Origin of the sequence: Leptobacterium flavescens (assembly GCF_010671605.1) — a bacterium.
GTDB classification, from domain to species: Bacteria; Bacteroidota; Bacteroidia; order Flavobacteriales; family Flavobacteriaceae; genus Leptobacterium; species Leptobacterium flavescens.
Genome location: NZ_JAABOO010000001.1, coordinates 1,136,310 through 1,158,879, shown reverse-complemented (window position 1 = coordinate 1,158,879; position 22,570 = coordinate 1,136,310). Strand labels below are relative to the sequence as shown.

The window sequence follows — 22,570 nt, the reverse complement described above, 5'->3', positions numbered from 1 at the left end:
TTATTGCTTTAAAATACGTTTGGTTTCCATCAGCCTTCCGTTTATAAGGATCCTCGCAAAATACAAACCTGAGTTCATATTGGTGTCCATTTGAAGCTCACCGGAAATGTTTTCATACAATTTATCGTAGATCTTTTGTCCGCGAAGATTGTAGACTTCAATCGTTACATTGTCATTATTGAAAAGAGGACTTTGCAATGTTAATTGCTCTTTAAAAGGGTTGGGAAACAGAATAAATTCTTCCCTGGTAGTTTCTGCATCGAGGAATTCGAAATTCAGGCCTACCGATGGCTGTGAAAGATCTATTGCCTCAGTGGTAAAGGATATACTCCCCGAAAAATTATCAGCAGCTTCATGGTTAATGGCATTTCCTGAAAAAGTGATCACTGCCTGTGTGGCATCGTTATTTACCTTAACCTCCATATTCAGACCTTCCGGTATGGAGTAGGTATAGTGCGTATCTCCCGAAAGTACTCCTGTGGTTTTAAAGGTGGTATTGGAAGCAGTAATTACCGGGTTAATACTAAAACTTCCGTCATTATCTTCAGATTCTATGAGTGTTGAAAGATCAATGGCGATCACTCCGTTAGTATTATCAGGTTCACTTTCCCTGAATTCGAAATTAAGATCGAGAAGCGGATCTGCTACTTCAATTGCCGCTGTAGTAAAGGATATATTACCTGAAAAGCGATCTGCCTCTTCATGATTTACAGCATTACCGGTAAAAGACAGGGTGGCAGAAGTATTATTGTTAACGTTAACTCTTACGCTCAGGCCTTCCGGTACCGAAGCGGTAAAGTGAGTTCCTTCCGTGAGGAGACCCGTAAGCTTAAAGGCGGCATTATTTGTGGAAATGGTGGAGCTACTGCTAAAACTCCCGTCGTTGGCAGTTGCTTCCGTATGTGTGGACGGGATAATGGAAATGGTTCCCTGTGGAGGAGTATCATTATCCCTGAATACAAAATTCAGCTGGAGATTAGATTCGTCTGCTTCAACGGCAGCGGAAGTAAAACTGAAGTTACCTGTAAAATTATCAGCGGTCTGATGATCGTCTGCTGTACCTGAAAAGCTAACAGTGGCGACAGTTGCATCGTCATTTACCACAAGCTGCGCGCTAAGGCCCTGTGGTGCTGAATAGCTGTAGTGTGTGCCTTCAACAAGGGTTCCCGTTACCTTAAAGGTGGTATTGGAAGCCGTGATCGTCGGGTTGGTATCAAAACTTCCGTCATTAGCCGCAGCTTCGGTAATACTGCCGGGGCTTATATCGACAGAAGAGGTGCTGCTATCGGTACGTACCCCTGTATCGATCAGGTTCTGTTCCTGCCATAAGGTAATCCTGGCCTGGTGCTGAAGCGCAGCCAGCATCCTTTCTACCTGCCCCTGGGTAAACATCTTATAGCATCCGCTTCCTCCGTTATACCCCATATAATTCTCATAATTGATAAACTGTCCGTTACAGTTCTGAGACGGACTGCAACCTTTTCCCCCCGGGGTGTCTTCCTGGGGTGTATCGGCAACAAAATCGTCTCCTCCGCATCCACCGAGATGCGTATGTCTTAAATTAAGCCAGTGCCCGAACTCATGGGTCAGGACCGAAGCAAATTCTCTTGAAGTATTTCCGGTAAGATAACGACCGTTATAGACCACTCTTGCATTGTTACGGTCGGAATCATACGTACTGGGAAGCCAGGCTATCCCTGAATTGTTGTTAACGCCGTCATTGTACAGATCGGCCTGGATATACACGTTCATGTATTTGTAGTTATCCCAGGCATCGGCAGCAACAGCTGCTCTCGTACCTCCGTCGTTATTCCCGTATCCTCCTCTGGCCGCATGAAAAACAACTCCGTTGGTCGGATTTCCATCGGGGTCGATGGTAGCCAGCTTAAACTCAATACTCATGGTTCCGCGTATCCCTGAAAACCTGGGATCGACGGTGTTAAAATCGGCGTTCAGGCCCTGAAACTCCTCGTTTACCTGTTCTATAGAGTTAAGAATAGTGTTGTAATTTACCGTTTCTCCGTTTTGTGTGGTGCCGTATACGTGAAAAACAACAGGAATGGTATAGGTAACATTTCCTCTTCCGGAGACGTCTATTCCCTGTCTTATGGTGTTAATGAATTGTTTGCTGAAGTTGTTAAAATCCAGGAACTCCTTCTCGATCTCAGGATGCTGAAGCCAGGACGCACGGGTGGCTTCTTCCGATTTACATTTAATTTCCTGCGCCGGGGTAATGTTAACTGTCAAAACGGTGAGCAGCAACATTAAAAATTGCTTCGTAGGTTTCATAATTCAGTAAGATTTGTGTTGGCCTATCAAATTTAGCTATCAATTTTTTAAAAAATGCTAATATTTTATCAGATGCTTACATTATATTAATACGATCTTAATATATTGATTGGTTTTTTTGAACTTGGAATTCTAAAAAAAGAAATAGACTTAAAGCTATGAGATACGCAGAAATTAATTCGTCTTTGTTTGTTAAAAACAGGGAGAACTTCAACAGGGAAATGTCGGCAAATGCCATTGCCATACTCACCTCTAACGATATAATGCCGACCAATGCAGATGACGTAATGGGGTTTGCCCAGAACAACGATCTTTTCTATCTGTGCGGGATAGATCAGGAAGAGACTGTTCTGGTGTTATATCCGGATGCCTATAAGCCCGAAAACAGGGAAGTACTTTTTATTAAAGAGACCAATGAGCATATTAAGACCTGGGAAGGCGATAAACTCACTAAAGAGCAGGCAAGAGAGATATCGGGGGTAAAAAGGGTTGAGTGGCTTCATGACTTTGAGAAGATCCTGCAGTTAATGGCCTTCGAAGCCGATACTTTTTACCTGGGGCATAACGAACACATAAAAAGAGTTACCGCCCAGATGGAAACAGCTCAGGACAGGATGATCGCCTGGTGTAAAAAGAAATATCCTCTGCACGATTATAAGAGAGCAGCGAAAATTACCAGGAAACTACGTCCCGTAAAATCTGAAGAGGAGATCGATCAGATCAAAAAAGCGGTGGCTATCAGTATTGACGGATTTAAGAAATTTGCCACCACACTCAGACCGGATATAAACGAATATGAACTGGAGGCCGAACTCACCTATGAGATCATAAGACAGGGAGGCGTTCGCCATGCTTTTAAACCCATTGTAGCGTCCGGGCCGAATGCCTGTGCTTTGCATTACAATACCAATGATAATGTATGTAAGGAAGGCGATATGCTTTTGCTGGATTTTGGTGTTTGCTATGCCAATTACAATAGTGATACGACGAGATGTTTACCGGTAAACGGGAAATTCTCCGAGCGGCAGAAAGATGTATACCAGGCCGTTCTGCATTGCCTTAAGGAAGGTGCTAAACTATTAAAACCGGGCGCAGATCATGCCGAATACGAGAAGGCCATGGCCGGCCTGGTGGAGGAACAATTGATAAAACTCGGACTGCTCTCGGAAGAAGCGGTAAAAAAACAGGATCCGGACAAGCCTTTGTACAAAAAGTACTTTATGCATGGAACTGCACATCATCTCGGGCTGGATGTTCATGATGTAGGTTTGTATTCGAGACCTATAGAAGCGGGAATGGTATTTACCTGCGAACCGGGAATATATATTCCGGAAGAAGGTATTGGTTGTAGACTGGAGAATGACTACCTGATTACCGAGGATGGAAACATCAACCTGACGGAAGGTATGCCGATAGAGATAGAAGAAATTGAAGCATTGATGAATACTAAATAAACTACTGAAAAATACATGAATACATTAGGAATCGGAGGATCTACTGCGGAAGCAGAACTGGCAGCTATAAAGCCTATGGCGCATTTGGCAAAACCCATAGAAAAAGAGGAATTCGGAAACAGGCTTAAAAAAGCGGGAAAACTGATGAAGGAGAAGGGGATAAAGGCTGTTTATCTCCATGCAGGGACCAATCTCTACTATTTTACAGGGATGAAGTGGAACCCAAGTGAACGGATGGTAGGTGCTTTATTATTCCCGGACGGAGAGTTGTGTTTTATAGCTCCGGCTTTTGAAAAGGGAACCGTACTGGATTTTATGCTTATAGAAGGGGAAGTGCATTGCTGGGAAGAGCACGAGAGTCCTTATGAATTGTTTATAGAACTGTTGAAGAAATACGGAGTTGAAGGAGGAGAAGTTGCCCTGGATGAAGCTACTCCCTTTTTTGTTTCGAACGGGATCGCACAATTGGCAGGAGCTTATAAGCTAACAGATGCCAAACGGGTAACTGCCGGCTGCAGAATGCAGAAATCAAAGGCGGAAATAGCCATTATGCAAACGGCCATGGATATTACCATGGAAGTGCAGAAAGCAGCAGCGAGGATCATGAGGCCGGGAATCAGCTCTGCAGAGGTAGTGGATTTTATCAATGAGGCACATATCAGATATGGTGCTACTGCCGGGTCCTATTTTTGTATTGTGCTGTTCGGGGTGGATTCTTCCTTTCCGCATGGCGTAAAAAAACCAAAAAATCTGGAGGAAAATGAGATTGTTCTGGTAGATACGGGGTGTATGCTACACGATTATATATCGGATATCACAAGAACTTATGTATACGGAGAGATCAGTGATCTGCAGCGAAAGATCTGGAACTTGGAAAAAACTACCCAGATGGCTGCATTTGAAGCAGCCCGCTTAGGAGATCCCTGTGCTGCAGTTGATATAGCCTCCAGGAAAGTGCTGGAAGCCAATGGCCTCGGGCCTGATTATAAATTGCCGGGACTCCCGCACCGTACGGGGCATGGAATAGGCCTGGATATTCACGAATGGCCTTATATGGTAAGGAATGATCAGACGCTGTTGAGCCCGGGGATGTGCTTTAGTAATGAACCGATGATCTGTGTACCCGATGAGTTCGGTATCCGCCTGGAAGATCATATCTATATGACCGAAAATGGCCCGGAATGGTTCACTCAACCTGCACACAGTATTGAAGATCCTTTCGGACTATTGTTAAAATAAAGGAAAGCCGGCAATACTGCCGACTTTCCATCCCAATAACTAAACACTATACATGTTTAGCAAACCCGGGTTAAAACTAGGGCTTAAGGGATGGTAGAAGGAAAACTACCTTCTGTATTTTAAGGATATCGATTAACGGAAGGGAAAAATAGGTGAAGTGTTGAAACTGATGAATTAATTTTAATTTATTGGCACTATAGATTCGTGTGAAACTGAATGTTCCTAATTCATTTTAAATTCATATAGAGTTCTTGAATGCTGTTTGAGATCGCTGCGCCGTACTTATCCAACGATAAGCAGGCTCGCGAAGACATTCAATTATTAGTCATTGCGATCCCGATAACTATCGGGAGAAGCAATCCCCTTTATAAACTCTAACAAATTCAGCAAGGAATCAATATAAACCAAGAGCTTGATTTTTTTGGTGATATCGAACTCTTCTAAGAGGCGTCTATTCTGATTAAATATATTGTAAATGGAAGCCCAGTTTTCTTTTTCGGATTTCATTGTACGTTCAGTCAAAATAATTCCTTAATAGGAATTCAAGAGAAGCGTATTTAGCTTTTATATCCCTAACAATACTCAGGCTTGATTCGGATTTCCATTTTTCACTTGCATATGCTCCTCCAAAGAAGTTGATGATCGACCCCAAAATCCCATTTCCGCCATCTGATTCAACGTATTCATCAATTTTCAAATCGGGAATACTTTCTATATGATCCAAAATGGTCTTATCTGTTATATTCTTCAGCAGGCAATTCCTGATTTCCGTTGAATAATCGGAAAAATGCTCTATTTCGGTCAGATCTGCGTTGTTCCTGATCAGCCGATCCGCCTGAACCTGAATATCTTTAATTTGCCTAAGTATATTTGCCTGATTTCCCATAATCTCAATACTTTGTACTCATCCCGATAGCTATCGGGACTCAATACTACCCCGATAACCATCAGGGATCCATTAATCATAATACCGTAGGTTGCGTTCCGCTAACCTCGATACCGTGCTGGGTGAGTGTTTTTACCTTATTGGGGTTATTGGTCAGCATCCGGATAGATCGTACCCCCAGATCGTTCAGGATCTCTGCCGCCGCGGTATAATCCCTTGCATCTTTTTTAAAGCCTACTGCTTCGTAAGCATCTGCCTGAGAAAACCCTTTTCTTTTGTATTCCACACTTTTAAGCAAGGCATAATGTCCGTTACCTTTACCTTCCTGTTCCAGCCAGATAACGATCCCTTTTCCTTCCTTTTCGATCAGCTGCTGAGAAATTTCCATTTGCTCTCTGCAATCACATTCAATACTGTTAAAATGATGCCCGAAAATACAGGAAGAATGCACCCTGCATAACACTTCCTCTCCTTCTTTTACATCGCCCATGATCAGGGCAAAGGATTCTTTTTGCCCGTCGTAATACAGGATCTCATGATATTCTCCGTATTTGGTTTTGAGGTTGCCCTCTGCCATTTTTACTATCAAAACAGTTTGGTTTTTCTATTAATATTAGTCTTGTCTGACTACAATATTAACACCTTTTATTTTTGTGTGAAAGCAGATATATCGATCCAGCAAACTTCCCATCTGTTCTTGCTGTTATCTTCCCTTGTATAGAAAAGGAATTGATGATCGGGGGTAATAAACGGATTTCCCTGCCCCTGAGTGTTTATTGCTTCCGGTAGCTTTTGAGGTTCAGACCATTGCCCGTCCTTTTCTTTTTTGCAGATATACAGATCCAGTTGTTCTCCGATACCGGCAAAGACCAGATAGTTTTCATCTGCCGAAATATGCGGGGTGCAACGATCCATCTGAACCTTTTCATTAAAAAGTACTTTTTTGGCATCGCCAAACTTGCCTCCTGCAGGTTCTGCGAGATAAATATGCATATTGCTATAATCGGGATCACTAGAATGGAAATACATATTTCCGGATGAGCTAAGTGTCGGGTGCGACATATGCCTGCCTTTGAGATTGGGAATATCGATCAATTCGGGGGTACTCCATTTCCCGCTAACTTTTTCTGATCTCCAAATATGCCATATACCAGGATCTCCTTCTTTGTTTAGCGGACGTGTAGAACTGAAATAGAAGGAGTTTCCATCGGGAGAAAAACTCATTCCATGCTCGCTATAATTGCTGTTAAAGAATGCAGGTTTGGGCTCTGACCAACCTGTTTCGGTTTTTTGGATCATCATCACATCAAATCGGGAATAATCCTTCTCCGACAGTGTGTAGTAATATTGCTGAAGATCCGGTGAAAGTATTCCCTTATGAATGATCTTATCGTCGGGAATAAGATCTTCTTTAAATACCAGGGGAGTATCTGCAGGAACCTCTTCTGCCTGGTAAGCGGATATGTCTTTTTTCATTTTATTCTTATCTGCGCATCCTATACTTATAATGACCAGGCTTAGCGCCAGTAGTTTTTTCATGGTTAGGTATATTTACTTTTTAAGGCCGTTCAGGGCTTCCCGGTAACGCTCCAGTCTTCGGTCTCCGTTCTTTTCTGCGAGTTCCACTGCCCTTTTATAGTTTTTTTCGGCCTCTTTTGTGTTTCCCTGTGCAAAATACACATTTCCGATGGCATAGTAAGGACGGGCGTTATCAGCTTGTTTCTCCCTTAAGATATTATAAATTTCCAGGGCCTTATCGTATTCTTTATACTTCTCATAAAATTCCCCGATAGAATACGGCCTGTTATTTCTCAGCCCTGAGATAAATTCTTTTGTTTTAAAGCGATTGACGAAATCATCAAAGCTTTTGTAGTTATCAGCCCGTATGGCATTGCGTATGATGGTGAATTTGGTCCATGAGGTCAGCTCAGGGGAAAATCCGAATTGCTTAGCCCTTTTTTTGTAGTAATCATAAACATAGGGTATACCACCCGCTTTTTCCAATTCATTCAGGGAGGTGAACTGTAATTCGGGATAGTATTTGTAATAGTGCTTCAAACCGTGGTAAAGGGTAGGGTAGGGAGTAGATCTGTGCTCTTCATCCTGGAATTTTTTGTACTTCCAGTTCAACGCTTTCGGAGCACTCTTCCTCAATAAACTATCGAGGCTCTCCGTACCACGTCCAACTACATCCTCATGCACACTTACCGAAAAATAGAGGAATTTATCCAGATCCTGTTTTTGAGAAAGCATATCAGCCATGGCAGGTACTTTTTCATTTAAGGGAAAAGGACTGGCTATGAGATAAGCGCCAAAAAGTTCCGGCCTGCTTATCATGGCCCCGATAGCAAAACTCCCGGCGTATTCCCATGCAAATAGAATTCGTTCCCCTGAAGTGCGGAAGTTAGTGTCTATAAAATTCAGAATATCTTTCTCTATGAATTCCTGGAACTTTTCGGCACCGGAACTGAAGTGACCGAAACGCTGAGGATACGAATTGTTGATCCCCACCACAATAAATTCGGGAGTTTGTTCGAACTGGGTAAAGGATTTTAAGAGACTCGCTCCGTAGAGGAATAATCTTTGTCCATCCAGAAGAAATACAACCGGATATTTTTTCTCCGACCCGGTATAACTTTCCGGTAAAAGAACCTGGATCTCCCGTTCTTGTCCCAGTATTTCCGAATTGATCTGAAAACGCTTTCCTATAACATTGTCCGCCCCCGAATTCTGGGCAAAAGAGAAGTTCAGGCAAAAACATGCCAAAAAGAGGAATAGTAATGCTCTGTTATTCATTGGTTTTATTTAAGTATGTTGGTTGTAATTTTCAACCAATTAAAAAAGAAGTTTCCAGTTTTTCACTGCCCTTGTGAAGTTTTTAACAATAAGCTTTAAGAGATGAGCTCTTTTAACCTTTGCGCAGCAATCTCTGCAGTAATATCTCTTTGAGGCGAGCCGAACATCTCATAACCCACCATAAACTTTTTTACGGATGCACTTCTCAGCAGCGGTGGGTAAAAACTCATATGCCAGTGCCAGTGCTGGTTATTCTGCCCGTTTACCGGTGCCTGATGAATACCGCTGGAATAAGGGAAAGAACAGTTAAAAATGCGATCATAGGCTTTGGTAAGTGCAGATATGGCCTCTGCAAAACTCAATCGCTGTGAAGCATCCAGAGCTGAAATATCGGTTTGTTGTACCCGGGGAACGATCATAGTCTCAAAAGGCCAGACAGCCCAGAAAGGAACCAGGATCAGAAAATGTTCATTTTCATAAATGATCCGTTCGTTCAATTGAATTTCCTGCTCCAGATAATCTCCCAGGAGGGAACTTTTATTTTCTTTAAAGTAATTCAGTTGTTGCCTGTCTTTTTTGGCCACTTCGTTAGGAACAGTACTCTGACTCCATATTTGCCCATGCGGATGAGGGTTACTGCATCCCATTACAGCACCCTTATTTTCAAAGATCTGAACATAATTAATGGTTTCCAGTGCTCCCAGCGATCTGAATTCCGATTGCCACAGCTTTACTACTTTTTCAATAGCTTCCACCTCCATTTCGGCTAGGCTTTTTGAATGATCGGGACTAAAGCAGATAACTTTACAGATCCCTGTCTCGCTTTGAGCTTTCAGCAATCCGTTATCTACCGAAAAAGGTCCGGTATCTTTCAGGAGAGCAGAGAAGTCATTGGTAAAGACAAAGGTGTCCTGGTAATCGGGATTTGTATGTCCGCCGGCCCGGGTATTTCCCGGACACAGATAACAGTCCTTATCGTAGGCGGGGCGGCTTTCCCAGAGGATCTCTTCTTCCTGACCCTGCCAGGGTCTTTTTGCCCTGTGGGGAGATACGAGTACCCACTCTCCGCTAAGAATATTAAACCTTCTGTGTGAATAGTCCTGGAGGTTCGATCCCATTTCTTTCTTTTAACAGGAAGTATCGGCAATGATCTTCCATTCTCCGTTAATCTTCTTAAAAATAATCATAAAGACACCATCGGCATTCCCAACCTTTCTGGTCAAATGATATTCTCCCATTACAAAATAAGCTCCGTCATTGATCTTTGAGATATCATTTATCTTAAAATTCAGAGTACCAGTATGGTCTTTGGTGGGATATCCTCTTTTGTAATTTGCCAGGGTTTTTTCCCATCCATAGGTAAGCCCGCTGCTTCCGTAAAATTTAAGGGAATCCGATTTCCAGTAACCTTTCATAAAGCCCTCGAGGTCGTGATTGGACCAGGCTTTTTCCTGAGCTTTCATGATAGAAATGATCTCTTTTTTATCCTGTTCTTCGGAGCTTTGAGCCAAGGAAGAAAAAGAAAGTAAGGCAAAGAATAGATAGAGTAGTTTTTTCATCTGTTTAAAATTTTATTCGGTTGTCTGTATCATATGTGTCCCGTCTGATAAATGTACATGATAAAAACTACATTCTTTGCGGAACTGTTGTTTATAGCTTTCGGAGATAAGCTTTTTATAGCTTTCCAGTTTGTCTTTTTTTACCAGGTTGATAGTGCATCCTCCGAAACCACCACCCATCATTCTGGCTCCTGCTACATATGGGTTTTCCCTAGCTTTTTCTACCAGGAAATCCAGTTCTTCACAAGTTATTTTATATAAATGCTGCATCCCGTGATGAGAAGCAAAAAGCAATTCTCCCAGAGTCTTTATATCATTATTCCGGATGGCCTCAACCGCTTTCAGGACTCTTTCATTTTCTTCGATCACATAGCTGCATTTTTGGAGATTCGCTTGAGAGATACGGTCTTCAATCGCCAACAGATCCTCATGTGTAACATCCCTTAAAGCTTCTTTGTTAAGGATGGCCGCCACTTTTTCACAGACTGCCCGCCGTTCGTTATAGGCACTGTCGTTTAGCTGATGTTTGACATTCGAATTGATCAGCAGGATCTCATAATCCCCGAAATCTATAGGAAAGGCTTCGGAACTCAGATCCCTGCAATCGAGCAAGAGCGCTTTGTCTTTTTGCCCGAACATACTGGCAAACTGATCCATGATCCCGCATTTTACTCCAACAAAATGATGTTCTGCTTTTTGAGAAATAAGGATCATTTCCTGTCTGGATAAGCCCAGATCGAACAATTCGTTCAATCCGAAGACCAAACTGTTTTCAAGCGCTGCGGAGGAGGACAAGCCTGAACCGGATGGAATATCCCCTCCGAATACCAGAGAAAAATTACCGGGTTCTTTACCGCAATTCCGGATCTCGGCAACCACTCCCAGGACATAGTTGCGCCAGCCTCCGTTTTTTACGGGAACCACCTCTTTCAGGGAAAACCGATAAGATTCTTTCAGGTCTATGGCAATGGCAGTACAATCGGGTCCCTCACTTTTCCCTATGGCAGCTATGATCCCTTTGTCGATGGCTGCGGGTAAAACAAAGCCTTCGTTGTAATCTGTATGCTCTCCGATAATATTGATCCTTCCAGGAGAAGCAATAATAACCGGCTCTGCAGAAAAGGTATCCTTAAAAAGGGTTTTGATATTTTTCAGAAGCGAGCTATTCATCTTTAAGGCTCAATCTCATATTGATAAGGTGTCTTTTAAAACCCGATTTTTCATAAGCCCTTAGGGCAGGATCATTGTCGTTGTATACATCCAGACGTACTTCATAGATCTCCCTTTCTTTACACCAATCGAAAAGAGCATCATTGATAAGTTTGTTCACACCTCTCCCGCGATGATTTTCATCAACAAACATAAACCCGAGATAGGCGTATTCTTCGTGTTTTAAATAGGGTTTACCCCTAAGGATCTTGGCATAGCCGGAAGCTACGAGCTCCTTATCTTCTGTTTCAACCACATAAATTTCGGAATCGTCATTTTTAATAAAGACGGTGAGGTCGTAATAACTTATCCTGCCATCCTTCAGGGTTTCATCAAAAGGACGTTCTGCTTCTATGATCCCCTGTTCAAAGGCCTTCAGGATTTCAATATCTTCTAATCTGGCTTTTCTTACCTTATACACTTTTACAGAATTTAACGGTTATTTTTTTGATGGTTTTATGGTAAAAGAATACCGGTGTCTCTTATTTGGTTTTATGGTATATTCCGGATGTGTCAAGCGTCCCCAGGAGGTATCTCCCCCTACACCCATTTGCTGCAGGTCGATATTCCATTGTACGGTTTCGCCTTTTTTGATATCGGCGCCGTGTTTTTTGGTAACCGGTACCAGGCCGGATGCCGACTCGCTCCCGTCTTTTTCCGGATTAAAATCGAGCTCCTCCATGCTAAAAGGCCATACACTGGCATTCAGATATTCATTGTCTGAAACTACTTTTAAGGAAACATCGTCCGAACTGACTTCCATCCAGCGAACATCTGTTTTATTACCGGTTTCCTGCGGCCGTGAGTAACGGTGAAACTGATCTTCTATTTTTCCTGACCAGATACCTGTTTTCATTCCGGTCTTTCTGTCCCAGTAACTTTCCTCTGGCCCTTTTCCATACCAGGAAACTTCTTTAAAATCGTCGGGTAGGGTCATATACATTCCCAGACGGGGAATATTAGGAAGATCCCTGCGAAGAGGCCTGAAACTGTAATCCAGCTGCAGCCTCCCATCCGGGTAAAGGGTATAGGTGATGGTTACATCTGCTATCTGATCCTTATCAAGGTTGTTTTCTCCGATGCTTACTTCATCTTTGGAATCCTTCACTTTTTTTACCAGGTCGTAGGTAACGGTAAAACTAACCCCGTAATAGGTTTTTTTAGGCTCGCGAACAAGCTTTCCTTCTGCCAGATAAGTTGCATCCTGCCAGACTTTGGCCCATTTATCCATCCCGTTCCCCAGGTCATTGTCGGTAGGGGGTCTCCAGAAATTCGGACGAATAGCAGAAGAGGTAATGGTTTTGCCATCAAAGGCCCAGGAGCTTATTTCTCCGGTATTGCTGTTGATCCTGAAATCTATTTTGTCATTTCTTATGGTTGTTACTCTTAAGGTCGGTACGATCTCCAGGTTATTAGGATCTGTTTCTATAGTTCTTCTCTTCCTCGGTTGATTGATCTGGAACTGATCCCAGGCCACTTCGTGATCTGTAGGGACCAAAGGAGATTTGACTGCCTGAACCAGGCGGAGTTCCAGGATATATTCTGTTTCCCTGTCCAGTTTTTCCGGAAAATTGGAAAGCTGAAACTGATCGGTTTGCTGAGGAGCGGTACTCAGGTCGGTTACAATTCCCTGAGTGATCTCTTTTCCGTCAGCCAGGAGTTTCCAATGAATGAACTTATCCGAGAAATCGGCAAAAAAGTTCTTGTTGCTCAATTCAATGATCCCGTTTCTCAAATATCCGAAGGAAGCGGGTTGATATACCTTTTTTACTTCGCTTAAATGCGGATGCGGATTCCGGTATGGATCAACCAGGCCGTTATTCAGAAAATTCCCGTCCGTAGGAAGGTCAGGGTGATAGTCATGCCCGTAGGCCAGGTAGGGTTTCCCGTTTTCGTCCTTGTATTCCAGGGACTGATCTACCCAATCCCAGATATACCCTCCCTGTAAATTGGGGTAGGTTTCGATAATATCCCAGTAATCCTGCAGATTTCCAACCGAATTTCCCATGGCATGGGCGTATTCGATCATGATAGAAGGTTTGTCCGAATTGGAATTTGCATGCTCCACCAGATATTCCGGTTTAGGATACATCGGGCAATAGAGATCTGTATAATCTTCCTTGGCGGCGGGTTCGTACTGAACGATCCGGGTTGGATCGTGTTCCTTTAACCACTGATAAGTTGCCCGGAAGATATCTCCTTCCCCGGCTTCATTCCCCAGAGACCAGCTATAGATGGAAGGATGGTTCCTGTCTCTGAAAAACATGCGCTCGGTCCTGCTCATATGGGCAGGTAACCAGGATAATTCGTTACCTATCTGGGTTTCTTCGGAGATTGCCAGAGGGTGGCTTTCAATATTGGCTTCATCCACCACGTAGAGGCCGTATTTATCGCAAAGATCCAGCCAGTAAGGATCGTTGGGATAATGAGAACTTCGCACTGCATTGATATTGTTCTGTTTCATTAGACGGATATCCTTTTCCATAAGTTCTCTGGAGACCACATGCCCCTTATACGGGTCCGTCTCATGGCGATTTACGCCCCGGATATATATCGGTTTCCCGTTTATGAGCACCTGTCCGTCCTTTATTTCTACCTGCCTGAACCCAACATGGCGTAGGAGATATTGATTATTCTCCGGATTGGCCGGGTCTTCCATACTTATCTTAAGGGTGTAAAGGTTAGGGATCTCTGCCGACCAGGATTTTACTTTGGCTATTGCAGTTTCCGCCTTAAACTGTACCGATTGCTTAGCCAGGACTGTCAGGGTTTCCGAAGATTTATAAATGGAAGTATTATTATCCAGTAATTCCAGCTGAACCTTCCTCTGTGTCGGGGAAGAGGTGTGATTCTCTATCATGACGATCCCTTCAAAAAGGCCATTCTCATAAGAAACATCCAGACCTGCAATAGTGTAATAATCTTTGATGGATACTTTAGGACGGGTGTAGAGAAAAACATCGCGTTCAATACCACTCATTCTCAACATATCCTGACTTTCCAGGTAGCTGGCATCACTCCATCTGAACATCTGAAGTGCGATGAGGTTCTTTCCTTTTTTGATATAACTGCTGATATTAAATTCTGCCGGTGTTTTAGAACCCTGGGAATAACCTACATACTCTCCGTTCACATAAACGTACATAGCCGATTTTGCTCCGGCGAACTTCAGGATAATATCTTCATTCTTTGAGAAGGACGACGGAAGTTCAAATTCCTTTCTATAGGTTCCTACCGGATTGTAATCTTCAGGAGCATCGGGCCATGTGGTAGTAAAAGGATAGCGTTCATCCAGATAAATAGGCTTGCCGTATCCTTCTACCTCCCAGTTGGCGGGAACACTGATACTTCCCCAATCCGAATCGTCGTAACGCAGATGCTGAAAGGTAGTGGGACGCTTAGCCGGGTCTTTTGTCCAGTGAAATTTCCACTCTCCGTTCAGGGAGAGAAAACGCCTGGAGTTTTCTTTTCCGTTAGCGGTGGCACTCTCCGATTCAAATCCGAAAAAGCTAGCCCTGGGTGCCAGTTTGTTCTCTTCGAATTTCTGGTGGTTATAGTGATAGCTTTGCTCGGGAACTGCCTGTAAAGGTTTATTTTTACAAGCTCCGGAAAGCAGTATCGCAACAATGCATATGGTAAGTTTGTAGTTCATCGGTGTTCATTATAAAATTCCGGATATCCACTCCCTGTTTTATCCGTTTCGGAGCATTTTTTCCGGGAATGGATATCGGCAAATTATCTTCAGCTTTTCATAAAATCCTCTTCCAGTATCTTTGAAAGGCGTATAATTAATTCCTGCGCATTTTCCCTGTTGAAAACAAGGGGAGGTTTGATCTTCAAAACATTGTTATCCGGTCCGTCCGTACTCATCAGGATCCCGTGATCTTTCATCCTGTTGGCCAGATAATCTGTCTGAGCCGCCAGGGGATGCAATTTTTCATCAACCAATTCTATCCCCAGAAATAAACCTTCACCTCTTATATTTCCGATAATGGGGAACTTTTTAGCTAACTTAATCAATTCCTCCTTAAGATAACAACCTATTTCAAAGGCATTTTCTTTTAGTTTTTCTCTTTTAACAATTTGTATGACTTCTTTCCCTATGGCGCATGATACCGGGTTGCCGCCAAAGGTGTTAAAATACTCCATCCCGTTGGCAAAACGGTCGGCCACTTCACGGGTACAGGCCACTGCAGCCAGTGGATGCCCGTTTCCGAGAGGCTTTCCGATAGTAACGATATCCGGTACCACATCGTGAAGCTGGAATCCCCACCAGGCTTTCCCTACACGACCACAACCTACCTGTACTTCATCTGAGATACACAGGCCACCGGCCTCCCTGATATAGGTATATGCCTGTTTTAAAAAGCCGGAAGGTAATTCTATTTGTCCTCCGCAACTGATAATAGGTTCAAGGATCAGAGCTGCAACTTTCCTGCCTTTTTCTTCTACTTTTTTTATCTGTTGCCGTACTTCTTCGGCATATTTTACTCCTGAATCTTTTCCTCTGTATTTGCCACGGAAAGCATCCGGTAAAGGAAAAATATGTGTATGCTCGGGAGCTCCATTACCACCCTTTCCGTCAAATTTATAGGAACTGATATCTATACACATATTGGTATTGCCGTGATAACCCACTTCCGAAGCAATAATATCTCTTGCTCCCGTATTTGCTTTTACCATCCGAATAGCCAGTTCGTTGGCCTCACTTCCCGAATTGACAAAATGAAGAACACTGAGTTCGGGGGGTAAAGTTTCCAGTAATTCACGGGCCAGTTCATTGATGTTATTATGTAAATAGCGGGAATTGGTATTGATAAGCGCCATTTGTTCCTGCCCGGCCTTTACCACATCGGGATGCTCATGCCCTACGTGAGCAACATTATTTACCGTATCCAGATATTTTCTCCCAAACTGATCGATCAGATACTGGCCGTCACCTCTCACCATTTTTATAGGTACCTTGTATTGAAGGCTCAGGCTTTTTCCCAAATGCTTTTTCCGGTAGTCGATAAGTTCTTCATTGGGAACTTCTTTTTCAGGACTTAAACCTTCCAGTTTAAAAAGTAAGTTGGCATCCGGACATACAGCGGCCCAGACTTCTTTTTCCCGTGGAGTGCATACCCCGGGGAAATCAACTGTATTCCCCAAAAGGTCCAGCATCAGCTGAAAATGAAGATGAGGTACCCAGCCTACATTTTCCTCGGGCGGTCCGATAAACGCAATAAGATCTCCTTTTCTGACCTTCTGGCCCTGCTTTACGGTAGTTAAACTCTCCAGCGAGAGGTGCCCGTACAGGCTGTAAAAAGTAATGCCCTTAAAATCGTGCTTTAAAATAAGGGTAGGACCGTAATCTTTATGTTGATTGTTATTATGAATAGAAAACACCTCTCCGTCCATGATGGCATGCACAGGTGTCTGGGCTGGAACCCAGAAATCTGTTCCCAGGTGAATTGTTCTGTATTCGTAACCGCTGTTAGTTTCTATTTTGTAAGCATCGGTGGTATAAAAGGGCCTTGCTTCCAGGTAACCTCCGGCTATAATTGCATGCTCGTTACGTCTCTGGAATTGATCCAGTCTGAAGCTTTTGGAATCTATATCTTCAAACAGGGCTTTGTGGGAAAGTAAAGTACTTTCCATCCCCATGTCTGCGTTCAGGGCCTCTTTTTTATTCAGCGTAGGGAAGAGGTCACTCAGCAGGAAGGTATTGGCCGAAGCCCAGTTTTCAAATGCTGTGCCTAAAGGATGCGGATCATAGCCACAGCTTTTTCTAAAGGAGTAAGTAGCAAAATCCTCATTGATCTTCCTCCATTTTTTTAATACTTCCCATGCCGGTCTTTCACTGATCACATGGTATTCGTTATCGGGCTCTTTCTGTTTGTTGATCGCGGCTTTTGTAACCGTAATGGTCAGTCTCATTGAGATGGCGCTGTACAAATGGGCGAGATCTTCTTCTGTAAGCGGGAAAGACGAATGATAGCCTTCCACCAGTGGAAGTGCTGCCTGTAACGGATCCTGATGATCCATGATAGCATAGGCACAGGCAATGGCCAGGTCATTTATAAGCTGAGTGTGGATAGCATCGCCGTAATCGATGGCAGCTATTACTTTCGGATCTATAAGGTCTTCCGAAACGATCACATTATAATCATTGGCATCGTTATGAACTACAGATCTTCGCAACTTATCATAAGAAGGTTGAAGCGTCTCAAATCTTTGCTGAAAAAAGGAAATAATTTCTTTTTGTTCCCCTTCAAAGAGATGGAGATAATCCCGGGTCCATAGCGATTGTGCTACATCCCATTCAAATTTCCTGTATGCCTGTTCGTGTTCAAAACCCTTCAGGGATAAACTCAAACGGCCGCATTGTTCTCCAAGGCTGAAGCGTAGCGGATCTAATTGCGGATTTACAGAATTCCATATCCTTCCGTTTATCCAGCTCAGCATTCTTACTTTTCTGGAATTTCCCTGTTCGTCTGTGATCTCACTAACTACTCTTCCGTTTTTGTCGGGAATAACTTCGGGAACAATAAGATCTTTTCCGTGCTTCCCGGCATACTGAAGCAGCTTTTGTTGAAAATCCAGATAGTTCTCATCTTCTCCCGGTCGGCTTATTTTTAGAATATACCCGTTTCCTTTTTCGGGTCTTATCCTGAAGTTAAAATCCACTTCTCCCGGCAGGGGACTTGCATCTCCCTGAATATTAAAAAGCCCGAAGGCAATTTCCCTGGCATCTTCGGAAGTTATTTTCAGATCAGAGTAGGTATTCATTTGCGTATTCTTTCAATCACCATAAAGCTAAATCAAATAAGTGAATTGACAGTGTAAAGTTTATTTATCTGTCAACAACATCATTAAATGGGCGGCACTCCAGCTAAAATTCTTTGCATTAAGACCTTGCCCGTTTATGGGATGGTAATTTTCCCGGATAGGGGATCCTTTTCCTAAAATGCCTTCTGCACCTTTAATGATCTGTTTAGCTGCTTTTTCCGCCTCATTATCAAAACCGTAATTCTTAAGGCCTCTGACCCCGAAATATGCCTGGTCCAGCCAATTCGGCCCTCTCCAGTAACCCTTAAGAGGGTTGAATTTTGGGTGATCTGCCGTCATGGTCTGAAAAGGAACCCGGGTATAGAAAGTGGAAGGGTTCATCATATTGTTTTTTACGGCTTCGGCCTGAGCCTGCGTTGCAGCTTTCGCCCAGAGCGCTGTCCATCCTTCAGATCCCATGATCTTTATCTGCTGATCTCCTTCCAGGTTGGTATCGTAGAACCAGCCCGTTTCCGGGTCGTAAAACTGCTCCTGTATTCTGAGTTTCAGCTTTTCGGCCTCTGTTCTGTAGTTTTCGGCCTCTTCGTTTTTTCCAAGCGCATCGGCCAGGGATGCGAGGAAGTTCTTTTCTGCATACAAATAGGAATTCAGGTCTACGCTTTCCTGATCCAGGGAATAAGCACCTTCTTCGTTTTTAAGGATCTTCGAATCGTCAAAGCGAACGGCATTATCCATCCCGCTTTCCCACTTTGCAGCGATCAGGGAACCGTCTGTTGAACCGTATTCGCACATTCCGTCCTGATCGTGATCTCTTTTGTTATACCACCATTGATGGTATTTCTTCAGACGAGGATACATATACTTTACAAATTCAATATCGTTATCTTTTTCGTAGATCTTTTGTACGGCCCATGCCGAAAGCGGAGGTTTGGTGTCTCTGTAGTTATGAGATTCTATGGTTGTATCCCGATATACCACATCGGCTACAAAACCATCTTCATTCTGGAATTCGAACATCAGCTTTACCTGGTTTTTTGCCAGGTCTGTATTGTACAGAGCCAGGCCAACAGCGTGTTTCCAGCTGTCCCATGACCAGAAACCGTTAAACCAGCGGTAATGATAACTGGGGAAGAGTCCTTCGTATTTAATTTCTCCTGCTGGGACCCTCCAGTTGTTTTGCAGCGTTAGATTCGACTTTATCAGTACCTCAGTATAGGTAGTATCATTATAAACCGGATTCTTCTGTTTAACCAGATTCAGTAACTGATCCTGTTTTTCTTTTTTTCTGCTTTGCAGGATAGAATCGAAATCTGCTTTGGCAATTTTTTGTTGCTCCTCTTCCCAGGAATACTCCGGAAAAATAAATGACTGTGAGATAAGAAACTCCCTGGTCTGACCGGGTTCTAAGGAAAATGTAGTATTCTGAACCGTATAATGGGTGTCGTCCATCAGATGAATTAAGGAGTTTTCCTTTACAAACTGAACATAACCGATGGCCTGACTTTCCGAAGAGGTGAGTTTCAGGAAATTCCCTTCTTTAGAAATTTTTATTCCTATATCGAATAACTGCCCCTGAAAACCGGAATGTACTTCAATATTCTCCTGAGAAAGGTTGTTGACACTGATCCTTTGCAGGCTGGTATTCCCTGATAAAAAGACAAGTTGCTGTTTAACCTTTAAATTCTCATTCTGATATAATTGTTCTAAGTGACTGTTATAGCTGTTTTGTTCGACAAGGTCCTTTTCCCAGTCCATAAGCTCCTTGTTGTCATATCCGCTTAATTTTAGCTTTGACAATGACGGATTGATCCAAACCCCGTTTTGCTGGGTCAATAAAAAAGGACCGGAAAAACCTCCGTAAGAAGCAATGCTGTCCGGAAGACTATAAGCAAACCAGGCGCCCTGATCGGAGTACATCAGCATATTTTTATCTTTAGTATGTGCGGGAGTACCCTTGTAATCCAGGATATTCCGGCTTAGGCTCAGGACATCCGGTTCGGGCTCCGGAAACTGTTCTTCCTTTTCTGTTTTGCAGGCCGTCAAAACCACAAAAAAGCTCAGGATGGATAAAAAATACTGTTTGTACATCTGCTTAAGGTTTGTTATTAATAGTCAGCGTAATTTTATTATCTCAGGATAAAACCGTTTTTCATTGGGTCTTCCGGATCGATCACAAAGGTTTGCATCCCCGTAATATGGGCTGTACCTTCCACCTCCGGGATAACCGCTTTAAACGGTCCGTAATCTTCTTCAGCAATCATAGAGCATTTAAAAACACTATCTGTTATACTTTCAATCTTCATATGCTGCCCGTAATCGAGTTCTTTCCTTGCTCTGTGGATAGCTACTCTCCCCGATACTCCGGAACCTGTTGGTGAACGGTCCACTTCGCCTTCGGCAAAAATGCAGACATTCCTGCTGTCGATCCCCTCGTGAAGGCTGTCACCGGTAAAAATTGTACCGTATAGAAAGCTCAGATCTTCTTCAAAAGGGTGGAGGATCTCTTTGTCTTTTTCCATAACCGCTCTCTTAATATCCATTCCTTTTTGTATCAGGGCACGGTTACTTTCCGGACTGAGGTCGAAGTCGAAATTGTGTTTATTCATATCCACATAAGCATAAAATGCACCTCCGTATGCCAGGTCGTATTCTACTTTTCCGAGGCCTTCCACATCAACCGTACGGTCCAGTCCTACTACAAAGGAAGGAACACAGTGAAAACGCACTCCATTTACCTTTCCACCGGATATATTTACATAGGATATGATCCTTCCGCAGGGAGCATCGATCTTAAGTTCGTTATCCCCTTCTTTTATATCGATCCATTTCATTTCGGCTGCGAGGGTAGAGATGGCAATGATTGCGTGCCCGCACATAGTGCTGTAACCTTCGTTGTGAAGAAAGATAATCCCGAAATCTCCTTCCTCGTCATTGGGAGGAAGCAGGATACAACCGTACATATCGGCATGACCCCGGGGCTCAAACATAAGAGCTGTGCGTAAATGATCGTAATTATCTTTACAATATCTCCTGTATTCCAGGACGGAGTTTCCTTTTAGTTCGGGAAATCCGCTTATTATAACCCTTAAAGGCTCTCCTCCGGTATGCATATCGATGGTTTTGATCTGCAACCAGTCTGAGGGTGGATTAAATTCGGTCTTATTAAGGATATTTTGATAAGTGCTTTTCAATTTATTAAGATATTTGAGTTAATTGCTTTTGTTCGGATTTGAACTGTTCGTAATAGTAGGTAGCTGCCGCAAGGTCTTCCAGTGCGTGCCCCACCGATTTAAAAAGGGTAATTTCCGAATCGTAGGTACGTCCCGACTTTACTTCTGAACACAATTCGAACAGATCTGCCTTGATATGGGATCTATCTATAATTCCTTTCTCCAACGGGATTACGATGTCCCCGCTTTCTTTGAGTCCTCCCTGGTAAGTATCTAAAAAGATACTGCTTTTGCGTATGGTCTCGTCATCAGCTTCCCGCATATTCTTCTTATATGCCCCCACCAGATCGATATGTTGCCCCTGTTTCAGGAACTTTCCAAAAACCAGAGGATCCTGGCTAAGGGTAGCGCAGGAAATTATATCGACTTCAGAAATAACTTCTTCGATATCCCTTACACTTTGAACGGTAAGGTCATCTCCTGAAAACGCATCGCAAATTGCAAGCGATTTTTCAGGATTCCTTCCCCAGACAAAGACATTTTTAATGGGTCTTACGCTGGCATGGGCTTTTATAAGATTTGCTGATAAGGCTCCGGTTCCTATCATCAAAAGAGAGGATGCATTTTTCCTGGAAAGAAAGGAAGATGCAAGTGCCGAAGCGGCTGCCGTTCTTTTGGCAGTGAGCGCCTTTGCTTCCAGAATTGCTTTAATACCTCCTTTATGAGCATCCAGGTAAATATAGGTACCCTGAATGGAAGGGAGGTCGAATTTCCCGTTATTAGGACTCACGGTCACGATCTTTACTCCGGCTTCCCTGCCCGGATTCCAGGCCGGCATAAGAAGCAAAGTAGAATCCTTGTTTTCTTCCGGATTGGGAAAATCGTGATGATGCCTCATGGGAACGATCAGATCGGGATTTACAAAAGCCCGCTTCAGATCGTTCACCAATTTGCCGAAATCCGTGTTATTTTCGATGAAATTGGTATCGATATAAGGAATATTCATTTTACTAAAAGCTTTCCTGTAAAGATACTTTTTTATCTAGTTTTTGTTAAAAACAAAATTTAAAGGGGTAACATTTGATGTATAAATGATAAGATAATATTAATTTGCTCCTGGGCCATTCCATAACTTTAAAAAATTAAAAACCCGTCCGGTAGGTTTTCAAAAGAGCGATAGGTACCGGCATAAAAATA

General features: G+C 43.1%; 16 protein-coding genes. 2 read left to right on the top strand and 14 right to left on the bottom strand.

Translation table 11 applies throughout. The annotated features are described in order from the left end of the window. A complete protein-coding gene (locus tag GWK08_RS05105; protein WP_163605817.1) occupies window positions 1-2,289 on the bottom strand; it encodes a zinc-dependent metalloprotease in 2,289 nt (762 codons plus the stop codon). Window positions 2,290-2,447: 158 nt separating this feature from the next. Here GWK08_RS05105 and GWK08_RS05100 point away from each other — a divergent pair, with 158 nt between their 5' ends. Together GWK08_RS05100 and GWK08_RS05095 are read left to right on the top strand one after the other, a co-directional pair. Further along, a complete protein-coding gene (locus GWK08_RS05100) occupies window positions 2,448-3,743 on the top strand; it encodes an aminopeptidase P family protein (RefSeq protein ID WP_163605816.1) in 1,296 nt (431 codons plus the stop codon). Window positions 3,744-3,758: 15 nt separating this feature from the next. Beyond that, entirely contained in the window at window positions 3,759-4,982 is a 1,224-nt protein-coding gene (locus tag GWK08_RS05095) for a M24 family metallopeptidase (RefSeq protein WP_163605815.1), read from the top strand. Between the two features lie 514 nt (window positions 4,983-5,496). Here GWK08_RS05095 and GWK08_RS05090 read toward each other — a convergent pair. The 13 genes from GWK08_RS05090 to GWK08_RS05030 all read right to left on the bottom strand — a co-directional run bounded on the left by GWK08_RS05090 (window position 5,497) and on the right by GWK08_RS05030 (window position 22,379). Beyond that, window positions 5,497-5,868: a hypothetical protein gene (locus GWK08_RS05090; protein ID WP_163605814.1), complete on the bottom strand. Its 372-nt coding sequence runs from the start codon at window positions 5,866-5,868 to the stop codon at window positions 5,497-5,499. A gap of 76 nt (window positions 5,869-5,944) precedes the next feature. After that, window positions 5,945-6,445, bottom strand: coding sequence for a GTP cyclohydrolase II (locus GWK08_RS05085; protein WP_239524858.1), 501 nt, complete (start codon window positions 6,443-6,445; stop codon window positions 5,945-5,947). Window positions 6,446-6,513: 68 nt separating this feature from the next. Further along, a complete protein-coding gene (locus GWK08_RS05080) occupies window positions 6,514-7,407 on the bottom strand; it encodes a TolB-like translocation protein (protein WP_163605812.1) in 894 nt (297 codons plus the stop codon). A 12-nt stretch (window positions 7,408-7,419) separates the two neighbouring features. Further along, entirely contained in the window at window positions 7,420-8,664 is a 1,245-nt protein-coding gene (locus GWK08_RS05075; protein ID WP_163605811.1) for an alpha/beta hydrolase-fold protein, read from the bottom strand. A gap of 95 nt (window positions 8,665-8,759) precedes the next feature. Then, window positions 8,760-9,782: a UDP-glucose--hexose-1-phosphate uridylyltransferase gene (locus GWK08_RS05070; RefSeq protein WP_163605810.1), complete on the bottom strand. Its 1,023-nt coding sequence runs from the start codon at window positions 9,780-9,782 to the stop codon at window positions 8,760-8,762. Window positions 9,783-9,791: 9 nt separating this feature from the next. After that, entirely contained in the window at window positions 9,792-10,223 is a 432-nt protein-coding gene (locus GWK08_RS05065; RefSeq protein WP_163605809.1) for a YybH family protein, read from the bottom strand. A 12-nt stretch (window positions 10,224-10,235) separates the two neighbouring features. Further along, window positions 10,236-11,393 (bottom strand): galactokinase, encoded by a 1,158-nt coding sequence (gene galK, locus GWK08_RS05060; RefSeq protein WP_163605808.1) that lies wholly within the window; start codon window positions 11,391-11,393, stop codon window positions 10,236-10,238. Next, complete coding sequence (locus tag GWK08_RS05055; RefSeq protein WP_163605807.1) at window positions 11,386-11,853, bottom strand: GNAT family N-acetyltransferase; 468 nt, start codon at window positions 11,851-11,853, stop codon at window positions 11,386-11,388. The genes galK and GWK08_RS05055 overlap by 8 nt, the downstream gene beginning before the upstream one ends. 18 nt (window positions 11,854-11,871) lie before the next feature. Next, window positions 11,872-15,084 carry a glycoside hydrolase family 2 TIM barrel-domain containing protein gene (locus tag GWK08_RS05050; RefSeq protein WP_163605806.1) on the bottom strand — a complete coding sequence of 1,071 codons (3,213 nt, stop codon included), beginning with the start codon at window positions 15,082-15,084 and terminating at the stop codon, window positions 11,872-11,874. An 89-nt stretch (window positions 15,085-15,173) separates the two neighbouring features. Then, a complete protein-coding gene (locus GWK08_RS05045) occupies window positions 15,174-18,203 on the bottom strand; it encodes an aminotransferase class III-fold pyridoxal phosphate-dependent enzyme (protein ID WP_163605805.1) in 3,030 nt (1,009 codons plus the stop codon). Window positions 18,204-18,263: 60 nt separating this feature from the next. Next, window positions 18,264-20,291, bottom strand: a complete 2,028-nt coding sequence (locus GWK08_RS05040; protein WP_163605804.1) for an MGH1-like glycoside hydrolase domain-containing protein — start codon at window positions 20,289-20,291, stop codon at window positions 18,264-18,266. 38 nt (window positions 20,292-20,329) lie between these two features. Then, complete coding sequence (locus GWK08_RS05035; RefSeq protein ID WP_163605803.1) at window positions 20,330-21,394, bottom strand: proline racemase family protein; 1,065 nt, start codon at window positions 21,392-21,394, stop codon at window positions 20,330-20,332. Window positions 21,395-21,398: 4 nt separating this feature from the next. Beyond that, entirely contained in the window at window positions 21,399-22,379 is a 981-nt protein-coding gene (locus tag GWK08_RS05030; protein WP_163605802.1) for an ornithine cyclodeaminase family protein, read from the bottom strand. Window positions 22,380-22,570: the final 191 nt, after the last annotated feature.